The organism is Dietzia cinnamea NBRC 102147 (assembly GCF_001571065.1).
Classification (GTDB): Bacteria; Actinomycetota; Actinomycetes; order Mycobacteriales; family Mycobacteriaceae; genus Dietzia; species Dietzia cinnamea.
In genome coordinates, this window is the sequence record NZ_BCSW01000004.1 from 49,426 (window position 1) to 69,715 (window position 20,290).

18 protein-coding genes are annotated in these 20,290 nt (G+C 71.9%); 12 read left to right on the forward strand and 6 right to left on the reverse strand.

Annotated features, from left to right (window positions below):
* Positions 1-58: 58 nt before the first annotated feature.
* Positions 59-1,180 carry a glycerate kinase gene (locus tag DCI01S_RS02790; RefSeq protein WP_061227838.1) on the reverse strand — a complete coding sequence of 374 codons (1,122 nt, stop codon included), beginning with the start codon at positions 1,178-1,180 and terminating at the stop codon, positions 59-61.
* Positions 1,181-1,302: 122 nt separating this feature from the next.
* The gene (locus tag DCI01S_RS02795) at positions 1,303-1,881 is read right to left on the reverse strand and encodes a hypothetical protein (protein WP_061227839.1); all 579 of its coding nucleotides are present in this window, start codon (positions 1,879-1,881) and stop codon (positions 1,303-1,305) included.
* Positions 1,882-2,104: 223 nt separating this feature from the next.
* Between DCI01S_RS02795 and DCI01S_RS02800 the strand changes: the two genes are divergently transcribed.
* The gene (locus DCI01S_RS02800; protein ID WP_156482530.1) at positions 2,105-2,566 is read left to right on the forward strand and encodes a hypothetical protein; all 462 of its coding nucleotides are present in this window, start codon (positions 2,105-2,107) and stop codon (positions 2,564-2,566) included.
* Complete coding sequence (locus tag DCI01S_RS02805; protein WP_244881629.1) at positions 2,563-3,159, forward strand: thioredoxin domain-containing protein; 597 nt, start codon at positions 2,563-2,565, stop codon at positions 3,157-3,159. The genes DCI01S_RS02800 and DCI01S_RS02805 overlap by 4 nt, the downstream gene beginning before the upstream one ends.
* Before the next feature lie 42 nt (positions 3,160-3,201).
* On the opposite strand, the gene DCI01S_RS02810 is transcribed toward DCI01S_RS02805, so the two are convergent.
* Positions 3,202-4,542, reverse strand: coding sequence for a DUF4921 family protein (locus tag DCI01S_RS02810; RefSeq protein WP_082767613.1), 1,341 nt, complete (start codon positions 4,540-4,542; stop codon positions 3,202-3,204).
* A gap of 128 nt (positions 4,543-4,670) precedes the next feature.
* On the opposite strand from DCI01S_RS02810, the gene DCI01S_RS02815 reads away from it, so the two are divergent.
* The 7 genes from DCI01S_RS02815 to DCI01S_RS02845 all read left to right on the forward strand — a co-directional run bounded on the left by DCI01S_RS02815 (position 4,671) and on the right by DCI01S_RS02845 (position 13,843).
* Positions 4,671-5,723, forward strand: a complete 1,053-nt coding sequence (locus DCI01S_RS02815; RefSeq protein ID WP_156482531.1) for a hypothetical protein — start codon at positions 4,671-4,673, stop codon at positions 5,721-5,723.
* 263 nt (positions 5,724-5,986) lie between these two features.
* Complete coding sequence (gene gltB, locus DCI01S_RS02820; protein ID WP_061227843.1) at positions 5,987-10,588, forward strand: glutamate synthase large subunit; 4,602 nt, start codon at positions 5,987-5,989, stop codon at positions 10,586-10,588.
* On the forward strand, positions 10,581-12,053 hold the full coding sequence (locus DCI01S_RS02825; protein WP_007627348.1) for a glutamate synthase subunit beta: 1,473 nt from the start codon (positions 10,581-10,583) through the stop codon (positions 12,051-12,053). The genes gltB and DCI01S_RS02825 overlap by 8 nt, the downstream gene beginning before the upstream one ends.
* 89 nt (positions 12,054-12,142) lie before the next feature.
* Complete coding sequence (locus DCI01S_RS02830) at positions 12,143-12,490, forward strand: hypothetical protein (RefSeq protein ID WP_007627346.1); 348 nt, start codon at positions 12,143-12,145, stop codon at positions 12,488-12,490.
* Positions 12,491-12,515: 25 nt separating this feature from the next.
* Entirely contained in the window at positions 12,516-12,815 is a 300-nt protein-coding gene (locus tag DCI01S_RS02835; protein ID WP_231889028.1) for an RNA-binding S4 domain-containing protein, read from the forward strand.
* 23 nt (positions 12,816-12,838) lie between these two features.
* Entirely contained in the window at positions 12,839-13,369 is a 531-nt protein-coding gene (locus DCI01S_RS02840; RefSeq protein WP_232303004.1) for a hypothetical protein, read from the forward strand.
* Between the two features lie 111 nt (positions 13,370-13,480).
* A complete protein-coding gene (locus DCI01S_RS02845) occupies positions 13,481-13,843 on the forward strand; it encodes a hypothetical protein (protein ID WP_061227845.1) in 363 nt (120 codons plus the stop codon).
* 8 nt (positions 13,844-13,851) lie between these two features.
* Here DCI01S_RS02845 and rraA read toward each other — a convergent pair whose 3' ends face one another.
* On the reverse strand, positions 13,852-14,334 hold the full coding sequence (rraA, locus tag DCI01S_RS02850) for a ribonuclease E activity regulator RraA (RefSeq protein WP_061227846.1): 483 nt from the start codon (positions 14,332-14,334) through the stop codon (positions 13,852-13,854).
* A gap of 132 nt (positions 14,335-14,466) precedes the next feature.
* Between rraA and DCI01S_RS02855 the strand changes: the two genes are divergently transcribed.
* From DCI01S_RS02855 to DCI01S_RS02865, 3 genes are all read left to right on the forward strand, one after another.
* Positions 14,467-15,633, forward strand: coding sequence for an amidohydrolase family protein (locus tag DCI01S_RS02855; protein ID WP_061227847.1), 1,167 nt, complete (start codon positions 14,467-14,469; stop codon positions 15,631-15,633).
* Positions 15,630-17,150, forward strand: a complete 1,521-nt coding sequence (locus DCI01S_RS02860; protein WP_082767614.1) for a phospholipase D-like domain-containing protein — start codon at positions 15,630-15,632, stop codon at positions 17,148-17,150. Before DCI01S_RS02855 ends, DCI01S_RS02860 begins: the two co-directional genes overlap by 4 nt.
* Before the next feature lie 73 nt (positions 17,151-17,223).
* Positions 17,224-18,312, forward strand: coding sequence for a hypothetical protein (locus DCI01S_RS02865; RefSeq protein WP_061227848.1), 1,089 nt, complete (start codon positions 17,224-17,226; stop codon positions 18,310-18,312).
* A gap of 132 nt (positions 18,313-18,444) precedes the next feature.
* Here DCI01S_RS02865 and DCI01S_RS02870 read toward each other — a convergent pair whose 3' ends face one another.
* Both DCI01S_RS02870 and DCI01S_RS02875 read right to left on the reverse strand, forming a co-directional pair.
* Entirely contained in the window at positions 18,445-19,329 is an 885-nt protein-coding gene (locus tag DCI01S_RS02870) for an oxidoreductase (protein WP_061227900.1), read from the reverse strand.
* 52 nt (positions 19,330-19,381) lie between these two features.
* Positions 19,382-20,215 carry a MerR family transcriptional regulator gene (locus DCI01S_RS02875; protein ID WP_061227849.1) on the reverse strand — a complete coding sequence of 278 codons (834 nt, stop codon included), beginning with the start codon at positions 20,213-20,215 and terminating at the stop codon, positions 19,382-19,384.
* Positions 20,216-20,290 lie beyond the last annotated feature (75 nt).

The following is a 20,290-nucleotide window of genomic DNA, read 5'->3' on the forward strand; positions in this document are numbered from 1 at the left end:
GGGGGCGGGGTGGTGGGCCGGGGGCTGCCCCCATCATGCCGACCGGGCGCCGCCGGCGTCAGGGCAGGATGCGCGAGATGACGTCGGCGGCGACGTCTTCGAGCAGCGGGCCCGCGTTGGCGATCGACCGCTCGAGGTCCGGCTCGCGTTCGGTCAAGGCGGCGGCGGCGGCGAACCCGGCCTCGGCGACCCGGTCGGCCTCGAGATCCAGGCGGCCGCAGACCGCGACCACCGGCACCGCGTGTGACCGGCAGAGGGCGGCCACGCCCATCGGGGTCTTGCCGTGCATGGTCTGGTCGTCCAGTCGCCCCTCGCCGGTCACCACGAGGTCGGCGGCGGAGAGCATGTCCTCCAGGCCGGTGAGCGTGCCCAGCACCTCGAAGCCGGGATCCAGGGAGGCGCCGAGCAGCTCGCGGGCGGCGAAGCCCACACCGCCGGCAGCGCCGGAGCCCGGGGCGTCGGGGTCCACGTCGAGCCCCTGGGCGCGCAGGACCTCGACGAGCCGGGCGAGGCCGGCCTCGAGCTCGTCCAGCTGTTCGTCGGTGGCGCCCTTCTGCGGGCCGTAGACGCGGGCCGCGCCCAGCGGGCCGAGCAGCGGGTTGTCGACGTCGCAGGCCACGAGGATCCTGGCGGCCCGGACGGCCGGGTCGAGACCGTCGAGGTCCACGCGGTCCAGGTGGATCAACGCGCCGCCGCCGTCGGGTAGCTCGGCACCGGAGGCGTCGAGGAACCGCGCGCCCAGGGCGGAGAGCATCCCGGTGCCGCCGTCGGTGGAGGCGCTGCCGCCGATGCCCAGGTGGATGTTGCCGCGGCCGGATCGGAGCGCGGCCAGCATGACCTCGCCGACCCCGCGGCTCGACGCCTCCAGGGGACGCGGCTCCCCGCCGGGCAGGCGGAGCAGGCCGCAGGCGTCGGCCATCTCGACGAACGCGGTGTCCGGATCGATGGCGGCGAAGGACGTCTCCACCGTCTCGCCCGTGGGCCCGGACACGGTGACGGGCACGGGGCGCGCGCCGCCGGCGACCATCACCTCCAGGCTGCCGCCCCCGCCGTCGGCGACCGGGCGCTCGACCACGTCGATCTCGGGGTGCGCCCGCCGAGCGCCCTCCGCCGCGTGACGGCACGCCTCGATAGCGGTGAGTGAGCCCTTGAAGGCCCCGCAGGCCACGACGATCGTCACGCCTGCATCATCCCCTATGAGTGTCCGGCGACACACGACGGCCCGGGGTCGCGACGGGGGAGGGTCGCGATCCCGGGCCAGGAAGGCGCATCCGCTGCGCCGCGTGTCTCAGCCGGGGGTTATCAGCCCAGCGAGCCGGCGGCGAGGCCGACGTCGGCGGTGACGCCGGCCTCGCCGGTCTCGTCGGCGGCGTCATCCTCGGCGCCGGAGCTCAGGCCGGCGAGCGAGCCGCTCAGCGAGCCGGTCCCGGACTCGTCGTCGGTGGCCGCGGTGTCGTCCGTGGACTCATCGCCCGAGCCGAGCGAACCGGGGGTGGTCTCATCGGTGGCGGTGTCATCGGCCTCGCCGGCGGAGCCGGAGTCCGCGGCAGGGCCGCCGCCGTCGATGGCGTCGCTGCCGGTGTTCGGGGAGACCCCGAGGCTGCCGAACTCGATCGAGCCCGGGTTGGGCGTCTCGGCGTCGAGGTTGAGGTTGAAGCTCAGGCTGCCCAGATCGACACCGATGTCCGTGCCGAGGGCGCCCTCGAGGCTGCCGTCCTCGCCGGTGGCCTCGGCCAGGCTGGCGGTGGGATCCGTGGGGGTGCCGGCGTCCTCCGCGGCGGCGAGGCCCGGGAACGCGATGGCGGCACCGATGCCGAACGCGCCGACGGCGGCGATCTTCGCGGTGGTGCGGTTGGTGGTCTTGCGGTGGGTGTTCGTCATAGAGGAACTCTCCGATCTGCATCGACCCCGATGAATCTCATCGCGGACACCCCGGTCGGAGCGGGGTGCGTCGGCGACCCTACAAGCGCACGGGAGTTCCGCAAGAGGTCGACAACCTGAGCGTCCCTTGAGGTAACAACTCGGTCACCGGGACACTTTTTGCTTCCCACGCGGCATCTGCGCGATCGGTGTGTCGCGCGTCATGCCTGCCTGGGCCGGGCGCATGGACGCTTCCGCAGCCGCCGGTCCGCCGCCGCGGGGCCCGCCCGTCGTGGTGGAGACGCACGGCGCGCTCATCTTCCTCTGGGGTGACGAGGCTCACAAAGGTCAGGCGGCTCGCGTCGGGGGCTGGGATCTCGCCGTCGTCCTTCTCGCGGCCTACCGGGAGGCCTCCGGCTACGACGCGGCGCCGTCGCGCCGAACAGGCGACTCTCTGCTGCGCGCGAGGGTGCGGCGCTCGGACGTGGTGCGCGCTGACGTGGTGCGGGAGCAGACGGGCCGGAAGAGCGACAGGTATTCGGAGGAGGCGGTCGGGGCGGTCTACGCCGAGATGCTCGTCCGCCGGTGGGCGGAACGCGAACCGGGACCGCTGCCCCGGGCCTGCGAGCAGAGTCGTTGCCAGATCACAATTCTGGGGAAGCGGGCCCCACGCACCGAAACGAGGGGCGTATGGTCGTGCGCGTGACCCACCCCTTCGCACGGGCCGGGCGGGAGCTCGTCCCCGGCCGCTGGTTCGGCCCCGCCGCCGTCATGGCGCTGGGCTGTGCGATCGCGTGGACACTCGTCGGCTTCGGCCACGGTGCGCTGCTGGCGGCCGTGGTCCTCGTCGGGACGCTGTTCGTGGCGCTGTGGAACTCGCCGCTGCGCGCCACGGGGCACGAGTCGTTGCAGGCCGTGCGCGCCCTGGCCTCCGCCGGGCACGCGGTCGTGGTGCTGTGGCGGCCGGGCTGCCCTTACTCGGCGGCGCTGCGCCGCCGGGCCAGCCGCGAGGGCCTCAAGGTCCACTGGGTCAACATCTGGCGCGACGAGGACGCGCACGAGCTGTGTTGCACGATCAACGGCGGCTCCGAGGAGACGCCCACCGCCGTGGTGCTCGATCCGACCCTGACGGCGCCCGTGGTGATCCCCGCATCCGTGCCGGGGATCCGTGAGGCGACCGCCGCGCCGATCACCCCCACTCAGGCGATCACCCCGATCACGAAGATCTGCGCCGTCGCCGCGCCCGCCACCACCCCCGCGATCGGGGCGCCCCGCAGGACCGGCTCCCGCGGCCACTGACCGGCCACGCCCGCCGGCCGGGCCGGGCGCACCTCGTCGTCGTCACCGCGCGTAGCGCAGCGCCCCCCGCACGTCCCCGCACTCGGCCCCCAACGCCATGTCCGCGATGCGGCCGTCCGCGCGGAGCCCCGCCAGGCGCGGGGCCACCCGGTCGCGCAGGCCCCACGGGTCGATCGTGTTGACGTGGATCCCGGTCGCGCCCTCGAACCCGGCCGGCGTCGAGATGCGCCACTTGAGCACGATCCGCCACGGCATCGCCGCGCCGTCCCCCGCCGAGCCCGGCGGCAGGGTGTGCCACTCCTCGTTGGACGGCACCAGCGGACCCGTCGCGGCGTGGCAGGCGTGCAGTAGATCGGAGACCCCGCGCAGCTCGGCCGCCGAGTGCTCCCACGGCCGGCCGGCCGCCGACCTGGAGTAGACCACCAGGGCCGGGTGGCGGTGACCGACCCCGACCACCGCGACGGCGTGCTCGTTGGCCGCCAGCACCAGCCCCTCGGCCGCCGCGTGATCGATGCCGGCCGTGTTGTAGAGATTTGGTTCGCGGGCGAGCGCCGCCATCTCCCGGGAGGTCTTGGCGGGCACCTCGTCGATCGCCACGAGCTGCTTGTGCAGGTGCGCGAACGACGCGCCGGCCGGCGCGAGCCAGTTCTGGAACACCGACACGTACGCGGCATGCGGATTGTCGCGGTACAGCCCCCGCATGGCACGGACCGTGAAGGCGACGTACTGCTCATGCTCCTCCGGCGTCAGCTCCCCCGACGACGCGTGGCGGTCGCTGGAGGTGGCGCCGTCGACGAGGTGGCGGCGCGCGACCACCACGTCGTGGCAGCCGCCGAAGAAGCTCTCCGAGTGCTCTGCGAGGGCGGCGGTGTCCATGGCGTCGGCGACCGCCGGGTCGCCCTGTGCGGCGGCGATGCGGGTGCGCACCAGGGCCCGGACGTGCTCGGCGCCGGCCGGGGACGCGAGATAGGCGGCCTGGTGGGCGGCGGCGCGATCGGGGATCCGGTAGCCGTGCACCGACCTCCAGTAGTCGAGGGAGACGATCTCGAAGAGGTTGCCGATCAGGCGGAACTCGGGCGTGGTGGCGTCGAGCCGGTCGGCCGGGACCTCGTCGAGGACGGCCCAGGCGTCCCCCTCGCGGACGAGGCGCGCCTTCTCCGGGGTGGTCTCGCGCAGGCGCGTCGTGCAGAACGCGCAGTGCGCCTCCGGCTCGGTCGGGTCCACCGCGACGACGCTGCCGGGCGCGTGCTCGATCGGTCGGTGCGCCCGGCCGGGGACCGTCCACACCTGGGTGTCGGTGAAGGGGTTCACCTGCTTGACGGTGCCGTCGGCCATGCGCCGCAGCAGCGCGGTCGGGCCGCCGTGTGGGGAGGTGGTGGTCACCCGCGTGAGCCTAGAGGGATCTGATTTAGCGGTGGAACTGTGACCTGGATAACAGTATCGTGAGGGTGGGCTATAGCTCATCAGCGGCTTCCGTGCGATGCGGAGCCACGGGGGAATCGAGAGCGTCCATGAGTTCACATCACCCACTGCCACTGCCACTGCGACTGGCAGCCGTGGGCGGCGCCGCCGCCCTGACGATCGCCGGGGCGGCCGCCGTCTCGCACGCCCAGACCGGCTCCGCCGAGTTCGCCGCCGAGCTCGCCCTCGACGTCGAACTCGCACTCGGCTCGGACGGCGCTGTGGACGCAGGGTCGCTGAGCCCGGGTTCGCTCGACCCGGGCTCGCTGGGCCCGGACTCGCTCGGCGCCGGGTCCCTGCCGCCGATCGGCTCGGTCGGGGGATCCCTCGAGCCGGGCTCACTGGACCCGGGCTCGCTGGGCCCGAGTTCTCAGGATCCGGGCTCGTCGCCCGGGCCCTCCGGTCCCGGCTCGCTGGATCCGGACTCGGCGGAAGGCTCGGCCGAGGGGTCGCTCGAGCCGGGCTCACTGGATCCGGGGTCGCTGGATCCGGAGTCCTCGGAGCCCGGCTCGGCGGCCCCGGGGTCTATGGAGGCAGGGTCGTTGGTGAGCCTGCTTGTCATGGTGTCCATGGGTTCGCAGATGGGGTTGGGAGCGGGCTCCGGGGAGGGTTCCCTGTCGTCGGGTTCGCTTCCTTCCGGCTCTCTGGAGCCAGGATCCGCCGCGGGGTCGCTCGCGCCCCTGGGGTCGCTGACGGCATCTCTCGCGCCGCTCGGCTCGGCGACGGGATCACTGCCACTCGGATCCCTGCCGGGGGGTTCGGCGGTCGGCTCGCTCCCGCTCCTGGTTCCTGTCGCCGCGATCGGTGGGTCGGTCGCGGCCGGGCCGATGATCGTCCAGGCCGCGGCCAATCTGGGGATCGCCCTCCCGCCGCTCCCCGGAACCCCGGCGCCGGTCGCCGCCGGCGCGATCGTGGGAGAGGCTCCCCCCGCGCCCGGGCCGTCGGTGCCCAATGGGCGCGGCGGTGAACCCGGCGTGGGCGCCGACGTGGCGGGGGTCCCGGTCGGGGTGAACGCGGTCGTGGTCACCACCGGCTCCCTGGGTGATTACCAGGTGTTCCTTCCGGACGGGGTGTCGCTGCCACCCCTGCCGTTCATTCGGTGAGGAGCCTGAGAGGAGTCCCGGCCTCAGCCGCTCACGCGGGGGGCGGGGACTGCGGTGTCGTTTGCGGTCGACGGGCACTGTGCTGAGAGAAATCTCACAAGGTGGAATCGCCTTCCCACGTCAAGGTCGCAGGCTTGACTTTTCCGAGTTGTGTGATGTGCCCCCCTTCCCCATATTATTTCCGGGCCGGAGGACCTCGGTCCTCTGAGTACGGGTGCTCCAGCCACCACGGAGTCCGCCCGTCGACAAGCGAAGGCGAACACATGATGACGACTCCCGGCCCCAGAAGCCTGTACCGCCCTGAATACGAACACGACTCGTGTGGTGTCGCGTTCGTGGTGGACATGTACGGACGCCAGTCCCGGGACATCGTCGAGAAGGCGATCGCCGCGCTGGTGAACCTCGAGCACCGCGGCGCCGTGGGTGCCGAGGCCAACACCGGCGACGGCACGGGCTTGTTGATCCAGGTACCGGACTTGTTCCTCCGCGAGGTGATGCGTGAGGAGCAGAACGTAGAACTACCTGAGGCCGGTGCATATGCAACCGGCCTTTGTTTTCTCCCCCAATCCCGGATGCTGGCGATGGACGCCATGCGGATGGTCGAGCGGATCGCCGCCGAGCAGGGGGTGACCGTGATCGGCTGGCGCGAGGTCCCTGTTGACGACTCGACGGTCGGCGCGATCTCACGTGACGCGCAGCCCACCATCAACCAGATCTTCGTCAAGGCCGCGGGCGCGGGCGGGGAGCTCCTGACCGGCCTGGCGCTCGAGCGTAAGTGCTTCGTGGTGCGCAAGCGTTGCGAGCACGAGCTCGGTTCGAAGGGCGCCGGCAAGGGCGACCTGGGTTCCGAGACGGTGTACTTCCCGTCGCTGAGCCCGCGCACCTTCGTCTACAAGGGCATGCTCACCGAGAAGCAGCTCCCCGACTTCTATCTGGACCTGCAGGACGAGCGCGTCGAGTCCGCGTTGGGCATCGTCCACTCGCGCTTCTCCACCAACACGTTCCCCGCATGGCCGCTGGCCCACCCGTTCCGCTACGTCGCGCACAACGGTGAGATCAACACCGCGCGTGGCAACGAGAACTGGATGCGGGCCCGCGAGGCGCTCATGACCAGCGACCGCATCGAGGACCTGCCCGCGGCGCTGCCGATCTGCACCCCGGGAGGGTCGGACACCGCGCGCTTCGACGAGGCGCTGGAGTTGCTGACCCTGGCCGGCCGGCCCCTACCGCACGCCGTGCTCATGATGGTCCCCGAGGCGTGGGAACGCCACGAGACCATGGACCCGGCCAAGCGGGCCTTCTACGAGTACCACGCCTCACTCATGGAGGCCTGGGACGGCCCGGCGTCCATCACGTTCACCGACGGCACCGTGATCGGCGCCGTACTGGACCGCAACGGCCTGCGCCCCTCCCGCATCTGGGTGACCGACGACGGCCTCGTCGTGATGGCGTCCGAGGTGGGTGTGCTCGACATCCCGCAGGACAAGGTCGTCACCAAGACCCGCCTGCAGCCCGGTCGCATGTTCCTCGTCGACACCGCCGAGGGGCGGATCATCGACGACGAGGAGATCAAGTCGCAGCTGGCCGCCGAGCACCCGTACAAGCAGTGGCTCGACGAGGGCCTGGTCAGGCTCGAAGACCTGCCCCGGGTCGAGCAGCCCTACATGGCTCACGAGCGTGTGGTGTTGCGTCAGCGCGTCTTCGGATATACCGAGGAGGAACTGCGCATCCTCGTCTCCCCGATGGCCGGGAGCGGTGCCGAGGCGATCGGGTCGATGGGCACGGACACCCCGCTACCGGTGCTGTCCCAGCGTGCGCGGATGCTGTTCGACTACTTCGCCCAGCGCTTCGCGCAGGTGACCAACCCGCCGCTCGACGCCATCCGCGAGGAACTCGTCACCAGCTACGGTGTGACCCTCGGTCCCGAGGGTGACCTCATCAACCCGGGTCCCGGTTCATGCCGTCAGGTCAAGGTCGCCAACCCGATCCTCGGCAACTCCGACCTCGCCACGCTGCTGGAGGCCGGGGATTCCCGCCCGAACCTGCGGTCGGTGGTCGTCCGCGGGCTCTACAACGTCGCCCACGGCGGCCGCGGCCTGCGGATCGCGCTGGAGCGCATCCGCCGAGAGGTATCCGAGGCCATCCAGGCCGGCGCGACCCTCATCGTGCTCTCCGATCGCGAGTCCGACGAGCGCAACGCGCCCATCCCCTCGCTGCTCCTCACCTCGGCGGTGCACCACCACCTGGTGCGCGAGAAGACCCGCACCCGCGTCAGCCTGGTGGTCGAGTCCGGTGACGCCCGCGAGGTCCACCACATGGCCGTGCTGTTCGGGTACGGCGCCAACGCGATCAACCCGTACATGGCGTTCGAGTCGATCGACGAGCTGGTCAAGAACGGCGACCTCATCGGGGTCGACACCGCCGCGGCCTGCGACAACTACCGGAAGGCCGCCGCCAAGGGCGTTCTCAAGGTGATGTCCAAGATGGGTATCTCCACCCTCGCCTCGTACACCGGCGCGCAGTTGTTCGACGTCACCGGCCTGTCTCAGGAGCTGTGCGACGAGTACTTCACCGGCTCCGTCAGCCCCATCGACGGCATCGGCCTGGACGAGATCGCCGAGGACGTGGCCCTCCGGCATCGCTTCGCGTTCCTGCCGCGGCCAGAGGAGGCCGCGCACCGCAAGCTCGAGATCGGCGGCGAGTACCAGTGGCGCCGCGAGGGCGAGTACCACCTGTTCAACCCGGACACGGTGTTCAAGCTCCAGCACTCCACGCGCACGGGCCGCTACGAGATCTTCAAGGAGTACACCCGCCTGGTCGACGACCAGTCGGAGCGGCTGGCGACGCTGCGCGGGTTGTTCGAGATCAAGAGCAACCGCCCGCCCGTGCCGATCGAGGAAGTCGAGCCGGTCTCCGAGATCGTCAAGCGGTTCTCCACTGGCGCGATGAGCTACGGCTCCATCTCGGCCGAGGCGCACGAGACGCTGGCGATCGCGATGAACCGCCTGCAGGCGCGCTCCAACTCCGGCGAGGGCGGGGAGGCTGTCGACCGCTTCGACCCCGACCCGAACGGGGACTGGCGTCGCTCCGCCATCAAGCAGGTGGCCTCCGGCCGGTTCGGCGTGACCAGCCACTACCTGGCCAACTGCACCGACATCCAGATCAAGATGGCGCAGGGCGCCAAGCCGGGTGAGGGCGGGCAGCTCCCGCCGGGCAAGGTCTACCCGTGGGTGGCCGAGGTCCGCGGCTCGACGCCGGGCGTCGGACTCATCTCGCCCCCGCCCCACCACGACATCTATTCGATCGAGGACCTGGCTCAGCTCATCTACGACCTGAAGAACGCCAACCCGGAGGCGCGGATCCACGTCAAGCTCGTGGCCGAGCAGGGCGTGGGGACGGTCGCGACGGGCGTGTCCAAGACGCACGCCGACGTCGTCCTCATCTCGGGCCACGACGGCGGCACCGGAGCGTCGCCGCTGACCTCGCTCAAGCACGCGGGCGGCCCGTGGGAGCTCGGCCTGGCCGAGACCCAGCAGACGCTCCTCGTCAACGGTCTGCGCGACCGGATCGTCGTCCAGGTCGACGGCCAGCTCAAGACGGGGCGTGACGTCATCGTCGCCGCGTTGCTCGGCGGCGAGGAGTTCGGCTTCGCCACCGCGCCGCTCGTCGTGGCCGGCTGCGTCATGATGCGCGTGTGTCACCTCGACACCTGCCCCGTCGGCGTGGCCACCCAGAATCCCGTGCTGCGCGAGCGGTTCAACGGTAAGGCCGAGTACGTCGTGAACTTCATGGAGTTCATCGCCGAAGAGGTGCGCGAGTACCTGGCCGAGCTGGGCTTCCGCTCGCTCGACGAGGCGATCGGGCACACCGAGTGCCTCGACAAGTCGCGGGCCTTCGCCCACAACAAGCGGGCGGCCAAGCTCGACCTGGAGCCGATCTTCGCCCAGGCCGAGTCGCCCTTCATGCACCAGGACCTGCGTCGCACCAAGTCGCAGGACCACAAGCTCGACGGCGTCGTGGACCGCACGCTGATCGAGGACGCGCGCGCCGTGATCGCCGACGCGGCGACGGGACCGTTCACGGGCAGCTACCCGATCTGCAACGTCAACCGCTCGGTCGGCACGATGCTCAGTCACGAGATCTCCAAGGCCCACGGTGCCGCCGGCCTGCCGGACGGGTCGATCGACCTGAGCTTCACCGGGTCCGCCGGTAACTCGCTCGGGGCGTTCCTCGCCCGGGGCGTGACGGTGCGCGTGTTCGGCGACGCCAATGACTACGTGGGTAAGGGACTGTCCGGTGGACGCATCGTGGTGCGTCCGGCCGAGGACGCGGCCCCCGACTTCGTGGCCGAGGACAACATCATCGCCGGCAACGTGATCTGCTACGGCGCGACCGCAGGTGAGGTGTTCCTGCGCGGGATGGTGGGGGAGCGCTTCTGCGTGCGCAACTCCGGCGTCACCGCGGTGGTGGAGGGCGTGGGCGACCACGCCTGCGAGTACATGACCGGTGGACGGGTGGTCGTGCTGGGCCCGACCGGCCGCAACGTCGCGGCCGGGATGTCCGGTGGCGTCGCCTACTTCTACGATCCCCGCGGTGTCCTCGCGGAGAACCTCAACGCCGAGCTCGTCGACACCGAGGAACTCACCAGCGAGGACGTGGAGTTCCTCCACGGGATCGTGGAGCGCCACGTGGAGGAGACCGATTCGGCCCGGGGCCGGGAGATCCTCGGTGGCTGGGCCCAGAACGTGAATCACTTCGCCAAGGTCATGCCGCGCGACTACAAGCGCGTGCTGCTGGCCATCGAGCAGGCGGAGAAGGACGGACGCAACGTGGACGAGGCGATCATGGAGGCCGCAAATGGCTGACCCGAAGGGCTTTCTCAAGCACACCGAGCGGGAGCTGCCCCGGCGCCGCCCCGTCGACCTACGGATCATGGACTGGAAAGAGGTCTACGAGTCCACGGTCCTGCCCGAGGATTCGATCCGCACCCAGGCGTCCCGCTGCATGGGCTGCGGTATCCCGTTCTGCCACCAGGGCTGCCCGCTGGGCAACATCATCCCCGAGTGGAACGACCTGGTGCACCGGGGCAAGTGGGACGACGCGGTGGACCGACTCCACGCGACCAACAACTTCCCGGAGTTCACCGGTCGGCTCTGCCCGGCCCCCTGCGAGGGGTCCTGTGTCCTCGGCATCAACCAGCCGCCGGTGACGATCAAGCAGGTCGAGGTGGAGATCGCCGAGGCCGCGTGGGCCGACGGCGGCATGGAGCCGGTCATCCCGTCGTTCCGCACCGGGCAGACCGTCGCGGTCGTGGGATCGGGCCCCGCGGGCCTCGCGGCGGCCCAGCAGCTCACCCGCGCCGGGCACTCCGTCACCGTCTTCGAGCGCGACGACCGCATCGGCGGGCTCATGCGTTACGGCATCCCGGAGTTCAAGATGGAGAAGGCGGTCATCGATCGTCGCCTGGCGCAGATGGAGGCGGAGGGGACGGTCTTCCGTCCCGGCGTCAACGTCGGCAAGGACATCACCGCGTCGCAGCTGCGCGCCCAGTTCGACGCTGTCGTCCTGTGCGGTGGCGCGACCATGCGGCGCGACCTGCCGGTGCCCGGTCGTGAGCTCGACGGCATCCACCAGGCCATGGAGTACCTGCCGCTGGCCAACAAGGCCGCGGTCGGCGACCCGGTCGTGGACGCCGACGGCCTGCCCGCCATCCACGCGCGCGACAAGCACGTCATCATCATCGGCGGCGGCGACACGGGTGCGGACTGCCTCGGCACCGCGACCCGTCAGGGCGCGAAATCGGTCAAGTCGTTCGAGATCATGCCCCGGCCGCCGGCCACCCGCGCGGCGTCGACTCCGTGGCCGATGTACCCGCTGATGTTCCGCACGGCCTCGGCCCACGAGGAGAACGGCGAGCGCGTCTACGGCGTGTCCACCGCGGAGTTCGTCGGCGAGGGCGGACACGTCACCGCGCTGAAGGGCTCCGAGGTGCGGATGGTCGACGGCCGCTTCGAGCCCGTGCCCGGTACGGACTTCGAGTACCCGGCTGACCTGGTCCTGCTCGCGATGGGCTTCACCGGCGCGCAGAAGTCCGGGCTGTGCTCGGACCTCGGGGTGGAGTTCACCGACCGCGGCAACGTCGGTCGTGACGACGCCTTCGCCACCAACGTCGAGGGCGTGTTCGTCGCCGGCGACATGGGGCGCGGCCAGTCGCTCATCGTGTGGGCCATCGCGGAGGGACGTGCGGCCGCCGCCTCGGTGGACCGGTTCCTCATGGGGGAGACGGCCCTGCCGGCGCCGGTCCGGCCGACGGATGTGGCCCAGCGCTGAAGGTCAACCGTGGCGCCTGACCTTAATGGAACCTAAGATCAGGTCTACTATGTCTCCAGGCCGTCCGGCCTCCGTCATGGAAGGCACCAATGGTCAGCCGTCGCCCCGCCAGTGTCATCGCCGCGCTCAGCGCGACGGTCGCGCTGGTCGGCGTGCCGGCGGCGTCGGCGCAGCCGCCGGGCCCGGCGGTCCGGGGGGTCGTCACGGAACTGCCGGTCCTCAGCGAGTTGCCGCCGCTGCCCACCGAGGGCGGGCAGCCCGTCGTGGACGAGCCGGAGGGCACCGGGGTCTTCGGCATGTCCGGGGTGCAGACGGTCGCGCTCGTGTTGGCGGCGTCGGTGCTCGTGGCGGGCGGGACGGGACTGGCGTTGGTCACCCGCCGCGGCCGTGGCGAACCGCTCGACGAGCAGCCACCGAGGACGGATCCGGTGGCGTGACGCCGCGCCCGATAGGCTCGGCGGTATGAGTCGCCACATCGCAGGACGGGGACGGGTCGCCCGGGCGACCCCTCCTCCGGCCGGTCCGCCCGTCGACGACGTCGACTGTGACCTGAGCAGCAAGCTGACGCTCGGCCAGTTCCTCAAACTGGCCTCGCTGCTGGACTCCGGGGCCGAGGCCAAGGACGCGGTCGCCTCCGGTGCGGTGAGCGTCAACGGGGAGGTCGACACCCGGCGCGGCCGCGGCCTGGTTCACGGTGACGTGGTGGAGATCGGTGGCCGGGCGGCGCGCGTCGTCGCCCGCGAGGGACGGGACGCGACCTGATGGCTGAGGACTCACGGGGGCCCGTGCAGGCCCCAGTGGTGCTGCACGACGACGACCCCGGTGCCACCCGGTACGCCACGTGGCTGGCCGAGGAGTTCGACACCCGGGCGACCCATCACGACGCGGCCGATCCGGCCGAGCTGGTGGTCGCCGGGACGGTCGTCCTCGTCACGGGGATGCGCCCCGGTGGTGGGCTGGGCGGTTCGGCGTTCATCCGCGACAACTGGGAGGCCCTCGTCGAGGCCGGACGCCGCGTCGCCGTCGTCATGGTCGGGCCCACCCCGGTCACCGACGACGCCCGGATCGAGCTGATGTCGAGCGAGTTCTCGTCCGATCAGCTGCGCGACCTCAAGCTCTTCCAGCTCCGCGGCGTGGTCACGCCGGACCAGCTCGGCTTCCGGCAGCGGCTCGGGATCAAGACCGCGCTGGCCGCCCTGCGGCGCAAGACCGACCGCACCCCGGAGGAGGAGTCCATGCTCGAACTGGGCGGTCTGGACCTCACCGATCGGGTCTCGCTCGGGCCGTTGCTGCGCTGGATCCGCCGCGAGGCCTGACCGGCGATCACCGCGGCACACGCCCGGCGCGCACACGGTCGGTGTCACCGCCGATATCATGACCCGCGAACGCACCCGCCGAGGGCGGGGCGATGACCTCGGAGGAACCCCATGCGCGCCACCACCCTCGCCGCCACCGTTTCGGCGCTCGCCGCGGCAGCCCTGCTGACGGGAGCGGGCGCCGCCACGGCGCAGGAGCCCGAGGATTCAGAGGGCTCTGGAACGATCCGCAGCGCGCTTCTGTCGCCCGCCGTGAGTGAAGCGATCGGGAGCATCGGTTACGGCTCGCTGGGCACGGGGTCCCTCATGGACCTGCTCTCCGGACTCATCAACACCGGGTCGGTCGCCCTGTCGGTGGACGTGCCCAACGCGACGGGCTCGTACGCACCGGGGTCGCTCGGGAGCTACGGACCGGAGGCGTCGCTGGGCGAGATCTTCCTGATCCCCATCGGGAGCCTCGCGGGCGCCTCCTGAATCCGCCGTCAGCGCACCACGATCCCGTCGGAGTCGGCGTAGAGCATCTCGCCGGGGACGAAGTCGACCCCGCCGAAGCTGACGGTCACGTCCCGCTCGCCCTCGCCGGTCTTGGTGGATTTGCGCGGGTTCGTGCCCAGGGCCTTGCAGCCGAACTCCATCCCGGCGATGACCGCCGAGTCGCGGATGGCGCCGTTCACCACGACGCCGGCCCAGCCGCTCGAGCGGCCGAGCTCGGCGATGATGTCGCCCACCAGCGCGGTGTGCAGACTCGCGCCGCCGTCGATCACGAGGACGCGCCCCTCGCCGGGCTCGCCCAGGATGCTCTTGAGCAGTGCGTTGTCCTGGAAGCAGCGCACGGTCGAGATTCGTCCGGAGAACTCCGTGCGTCCGCCGAGGTCGCGGAACTGGAGGTCGCAGCTGCGGACGTCCTCGCCGATCTCGTCGACGAGGTCCGCGGTGGGGATGAATCCGGCGGGGGTGTCGGTCATGGGGGTCCTCCTGGGCGGTGGTCTGTCGGGTTAACGCTATCCGGCCGCGCCGCCGCGTGGGAGCACGCGGTAGGGGACAATGGCCACATCGAGGGTGCCCGTCAACGTCCGAGAAACCGGAAGGAGCCTTCCGTGGCTCAGTACGAACTCCTGATCCACGCCCGCCGCGCGGTGGTCGACGGCCGCATCCAGCAGGCGGCGGTGACGGTGGACGGGGGCGTCATCACGTCGGTGCGGACGGGCTCGGAAGCACGGGACATCGGCCTGGCCGGTGACCACACGATCGACCTGGGGGATGACGTCGTCCTCATGCCTGGTCTCGTCGACCCGCACGTGAGTACCGAGGACGTCGCGGTCGGCACGCGCTCCGCAGCGCAGGGCGGGATCACCACGGTCGTGGACTACGGCACCGACGGCGACCCGGTCGCCATCCGCCCGGAGGACGTGGATCGCTGGCGCGACGAGGTCACCGGAGAGTCGACCGTCGACGTCGGGCTGTGGGGCGCGGCGGTGCCGGACAACCTGGGCCGGCTCGGCGACCTGCTGGACCGCGGGGTGTTCGGGGTGTCCGCCGTGGCCGCCGGGAAGGGCGTGGAGGGCACGCCGACGCTGGACCACGCGCAACTGGTCGCGGCCGCGGAGGAGGTCGCCGCACACGGCGGGCTCTTCGCGGTGGACGCCAGCGTGGACGATCTGTCCGGGCTGCTGGGGGTCTGCCGCCGGACCGGCGGTCGCTTGCACGTGCGCGCGGTCGCCGACCACGAGGAGCTGCCCCTGCTGCGCGACGCCCGGGCGGAGGGCCTGGCCGTGACGGCCTCGACGAGTCCCCACATGCTGGCGCTGGTCTCGGAGGTCACCCACGGCGGATCGGAGGTCGCGCGGCTCGATCCGCCTATCCGCGACGCCGCCAACCGCGAGCTGCTGTGGGGCGCGCTGCGGGACGGCACCATCGACGCCGTGGCCTCGGCCCGCCTGGGGTTGTCGGTGGTGTGGACCGAGGCGCGGCGCCGCGGGTTCGATCTGGCGGACGTCGCGCGCTGGATGGCCGGGAGCACGGCCGCGGTGGTGGGGCTGAGCGATCGCGGGGAGATCCGGGAGGGATTGCGGGCGGACTTCGCCGCGGTCGCCGACGACGAGGCGTTCGTCGTGCTGCCCGGGGCCCGCGAGCTGGGTTCCGCGGACTCGGTGTACGCGCAGCGTGCGTTGGCGGGCGTGGTGCGGTGGACGATGCGCGGGGGCGCGGTCATCGACCCCCGAGCCCTGGCGTTCGGCACGGTCCTGACCCGTCCGACGGCGTGAACCCCGCCGTCGATCGCCTCGCGTTCCTCCCCTTCCCCGAGGGTGTCACCTCCGCGCTGCTCATCACCGAGTACGTCATCAAGATCCTCGCGCTGGGGATGGTGCCGGAGAACCGGCAGCCGTCCTCGTCGCAGGCTTGGCTGCTGGCGATCCTGTTCATCCCGGTCGTCGGCGTGCCGCTGTTCCTGCTCCTGGGCAACCCGTACATCACCGGCCGGCGTCACGTCATCCAGGCCGAGGCCAACCGGCTGTACGCCGACGCGCTGAGGCAGCGGCCCACCGTCCCCGATGGCGTGGGCGTCGCGCCGGGCGTGCGCACCATCCTGGAGATGAACCGGACCCTCACCGCGATCCCCGCGATGTCCGGGGATTTCGTGGCCCTGCACTCGGACTACAGCCGGTCGCTCGCGGCGATGACTGAGGCGGTGCGCGCGGCCCGCGACCACGTGCACATCGAGTTCTACGCGCAGTCGTGGGACGGCGAGACCGACGAGTTCTTCACGGCCGCGGTCGAGGCGGCGGAGCGGGGCGTCGCGGTGCGGGTCCTGGTGGACCACCTGGGGTCCCTGCGCTACCGGGGGTTCACCAGGCTGCGGAAGAAGCTGCGCAAGACGCCCGTGGAGTTCCATCTCATGCTCCCGGTCAACCCGTTCCGGGGCCGCTTCCGCCGCCCGGACCTGCGCAATCACCGCAAGATGCTCATCGTGGACGGCGAGCACGGCTTCATCGGCTCGCAGAACCTCATCGAGCGCCACTACGGGAGCAGCCGCAACGCCCGGCTCGGTCGCGAGTGGGTCGACCTCATGATGGAGGTCCGCGGGGAGATCGTGCAGGCGATGGACGGCGTGTTCGCGGTGGACTGGTTCACCGAGTCGGGGGAGGTCATCGGGACGCTCGAGCAGTTGGCGCTCGGCGCCCCGCTGGCCCCGGGCCGTAAGGGCGGCGACCCGACGGCGGGGGACCCGGTCAGCGCGTTCCAGCTGGTGCCGTCGGGACCGGGGTACCGCACGCAGCCGGGACTGCGGATGTTCACCCAGCTCATCTCGCACGCGCAGGAGCGGATCCGGATCGTCAGCCCGTACTTCGTGCCGGACGAGGCGCTGCTGCACGTGCTCACGTCCGCGTCGTTCCGCGGGGTGTCGGTGGAGGTGTTCGTGCCGGAGCACGCCGACCAGTTCCTCGTGCACCACGCGCAGCGGTCGTACTTCCGGGCGTTGTTGGAGGCCGGGGTGGTGATCCATCGCTTCCGTTCGCCGGCCGTGCTGCACACCAAGACGGTGCTCATCGACGACTACGCGGGCGTCGTGGGCTCGAGCAACATGGACCAGCGGTCGTTCAACCTCAACTTCGAGGTGAGCATGCTGGTGCTCGGCGGGGAGGCGGTGTCGGAGCTCAACGACGTCGTGGACGACTACCTCCAGGAGTGCACGACCCTGGGGTTGGAGGCCTGGATGAGTCGGCCGTGGGCGGGTCGGTACGTGGACAACGTCGCCCGACTGACCTCGGCTCTGCAGTAGCACGATCCCGCAGTAGTACGCTCACCCGTGCGCGGGTCGACGGGCCCGCCGTGTGACGAGAGGCCTAGTCGTGATGTCCCAGCCCAGTGGTCCCGGAGCCCGGACCTGGCGCCTCGGCGCCGCCGTCACCGCCGCCGTGGTGGCGGCCGTCTCCGTGCCCGCCGTGGCACTGGCCCAGGACGATCCCACCCCGGGGGCGGGGTCGACGCTGCCCGAGACGGGCGTGTCGAGCGTGGACCAGCTGATCGGCCAGCTGCCGGACGAGATCGTCATCGGCGGCGGGGGCCTGGGCTCGGAGGCCCTGCGGGACACGGGCAGCGCCCCGGTGGTCGACGGCGCGCAGTCGGTCGGCGAGGTCGTGGGTTCGGTGGCGCCGCTCGAGGCCGTGGGCGTGGCGGGCGGGTCGGCGGCGGCGTCGGTCGCGTCGTCGGGCAGCCTGCCGGGATCGGTGTACGTCAACCCCACCGGGTCGGTCGGCTCGGGCACGATCGGGTTGGGGTCGATCGCGATCCCCGAGTACATCTTCCCCGTTCTGAGCCTGCAGTTCGCGGGCGGATACTTCGCCGCGCTGGACGAGCGTCAGGACGCGGGCGAGCTCTACCCGCACGAGTTGGACTTCTGGCACGGCCTGGTCGAGGGGTCCGCCGAGGGTGGTGCGCTGCTCACGGACGCGGCGGCCGCGGCGGGCACCGAGCTGCCCGGCGGGCTGGCGGGGAGCATCGAGGCGGTGCAGATCGCCGCGCTGCAGGACCCGTACGAGGACAACGAGCGCCGCCGCGCCGAGGCGCAGGCGGCCGCGGAGGCGGAGGCCGCCGGGCAGACGCAGGAGGACGAGGACGCGTCCGGTGCCGCGGACGGTGCGCCCGGGGCCACGACCGGGGGCGACGACGACGACGAGCTCCCCGCCACCCCGGCCGGCGCGAACGGGCCCGCGGCTGAGGCGGGGGTCGGAACCGGTGCCGGGGGCCGCACCCTGGACGCCGCCGCCGCTCCGGCGCCCGCTCACGCCGCGGCGGCGGACACCACCTCCGGCCCGGCCGGGCAGTCGGCTACCGCCGCGTTGGCGGTGACCGGCGTGCGGACGGCCACGGTGGCGGGTCTGGCGGCCGGGACCGTTCTGCTGGGCGTGCTGCTGCTGGCCGCGTCCCGCCGGCGGGCGTAGGGCGCACCTCGTCGTCGTCGCCCCCCCCGGTGGGCCTCCCCGCGCGGCGGCGGTCGACATCGCGGCGCCGGTGCGCGGCGGTGGGCATCTGGGCGCCGGCGCGCGCGGCGGTATCCGGCGGCGCGGCGGGACTCAGGCGGCGGTCATCTGCGCGCACCGCTCCCACAGGGCGGCCGCGACGTCCGGGTCCCGCGAGGCGCGCGTGGACCGCACTGTCGTCGGGTACCCGGTGAGCTCACCGGGGCCGTCGGGGCCGATGTACGCGCCGCGCCGCACGGACTCGACCGTCGCCGCGTACAGCTGCGGCAGCGCGCCCCGCTCGGCCGGCTGCACCAGGTACGGGATCTTCTCCACGCCCTTCATGACCAGGTCCTGCACGCGGCTGCCGCTGCGGTACTGCAGGTTGGTCGCCGAGTACCCCGGGTGCGCGACCACCGCCTTGAGCGACGACCCCGCCAGCTCGAGCCGGCGTTGCTGCTCGTACGCCAGCATGACGCAGGCCAGCTTGGAGGCGGCGTACGCCGTCATCGGCGAGTAGCGGCGGCGGGTCCAGTCCAGGTCGTCCGGGTCGACGGAACCGAAGCGGTGCATGATCGACCCCAGCCACACGACCCGGTCGGTGAGCGCCGGCGCGAGCAGCTCGGTGAGCGCGAAGTGGCCCAGCACGTTGACGCCGAACTGCATCTCGTGCCCCTGTGCGGTGCGCGACCGCGGGATGTTCATCAGGCCGGCGTTGTTGATGAGCGCGTCCGGCGCCCGGCCACCCAGGACCTCGCCCGCCGCCCGCACCGAGTCGAGGTCGGCCAGGTCGAGCTCGACGACCTCGGCGCGCTCCGGGTGCGCGAGCCCGGCGCGGACGGCCTCGGCGCGTGTCGTGTCGCGGCAGGCCATGACGACCCGGGCGCCCACCTCGGTCAGCGCCCGGGTCGCCTGCAGGCCCAGGCCGGAGTTCGCCCCGGTGATGACGAACGTCCGGCCGGTCTGGTCGGGGATGTCAGCAGTGGTCCATCGGCTCATGCGGGCCAGCGTACGGCCGCCGACCGCCCCGCTCACGGCGCGCGGCGGCGATTCAGTCCCACGTCGCGGTGTCGGGGTCGACGCCGTGGGCGCGGGCACCCGCCTCGACCGCCGCGACGAGCCAGTCCGTCAGGCCGGGCTCGAGGGCCTCGTACGTCGCCGCGAACCGCTCGTCCTGCCGGTACATGCGCGCCAGCAGCACCTGCATCGACCGGGAGCAGTCGTAGAACTGCGAGATCGACGCCCGGTGTCGCTCGACCAACGCGGCCGCCTCCGCCGAGCCGGGATCCACCCCGGCGTTCGCGGCGGCCAGGTCGGCGTTCAGCGACTCCGTCTCGGCCTTGACCCGCTTCCACTCCTCCTTGCTCATCTTCGCCGTGCGCTGCTGCGACTGCTCCCACTGCGGGGTGTCGCCCCAGCGCTCGGCGGCTTCGTCCTGCCAGTTCGGATCCCAGTCGGTGCCGAAGATCTCGGCCCGGTCCTCCGGGGTCAGGGGTGCGTTCACGTCGATCGCCTCCTTCAGGCGGTCCACTGCGGAGACCATCTCCTGCAGGTGAGAGATGCGCTCGACCAGCAGCCGACGCTGGCGGTTCAGGTGGGCGCGCTCGTTGACCTCGGGGTCGTCGAGCAGTGCGCCGATCTCCGCGAGCGGGAAACCCAGCTCCCGATAGACCAGCACGCGGTGGAGCCGCGCGATGTCGTTGTCGTCATACACGCGGTAGTCCGACCACGTCCGCCCGCTCGCCCGCGCCAGCCCGATCCGGTCCCAGTGGTGCAGGGTCCGCACGCTCACGCCGACCAACGCGGCGGCCGCGCCCACTGTGAGCCCGGCCGACCCGCGAGTCCCGTCCGGAGCGGGCGTGCCGTCACCTTCGTGCGTCGTCATCGATCCAGCATCTCTCACACCGACGAGCGTGGGGCCTGACGCCGCGTCAGGGTCAAGCATCGGGTGCGTGGATTG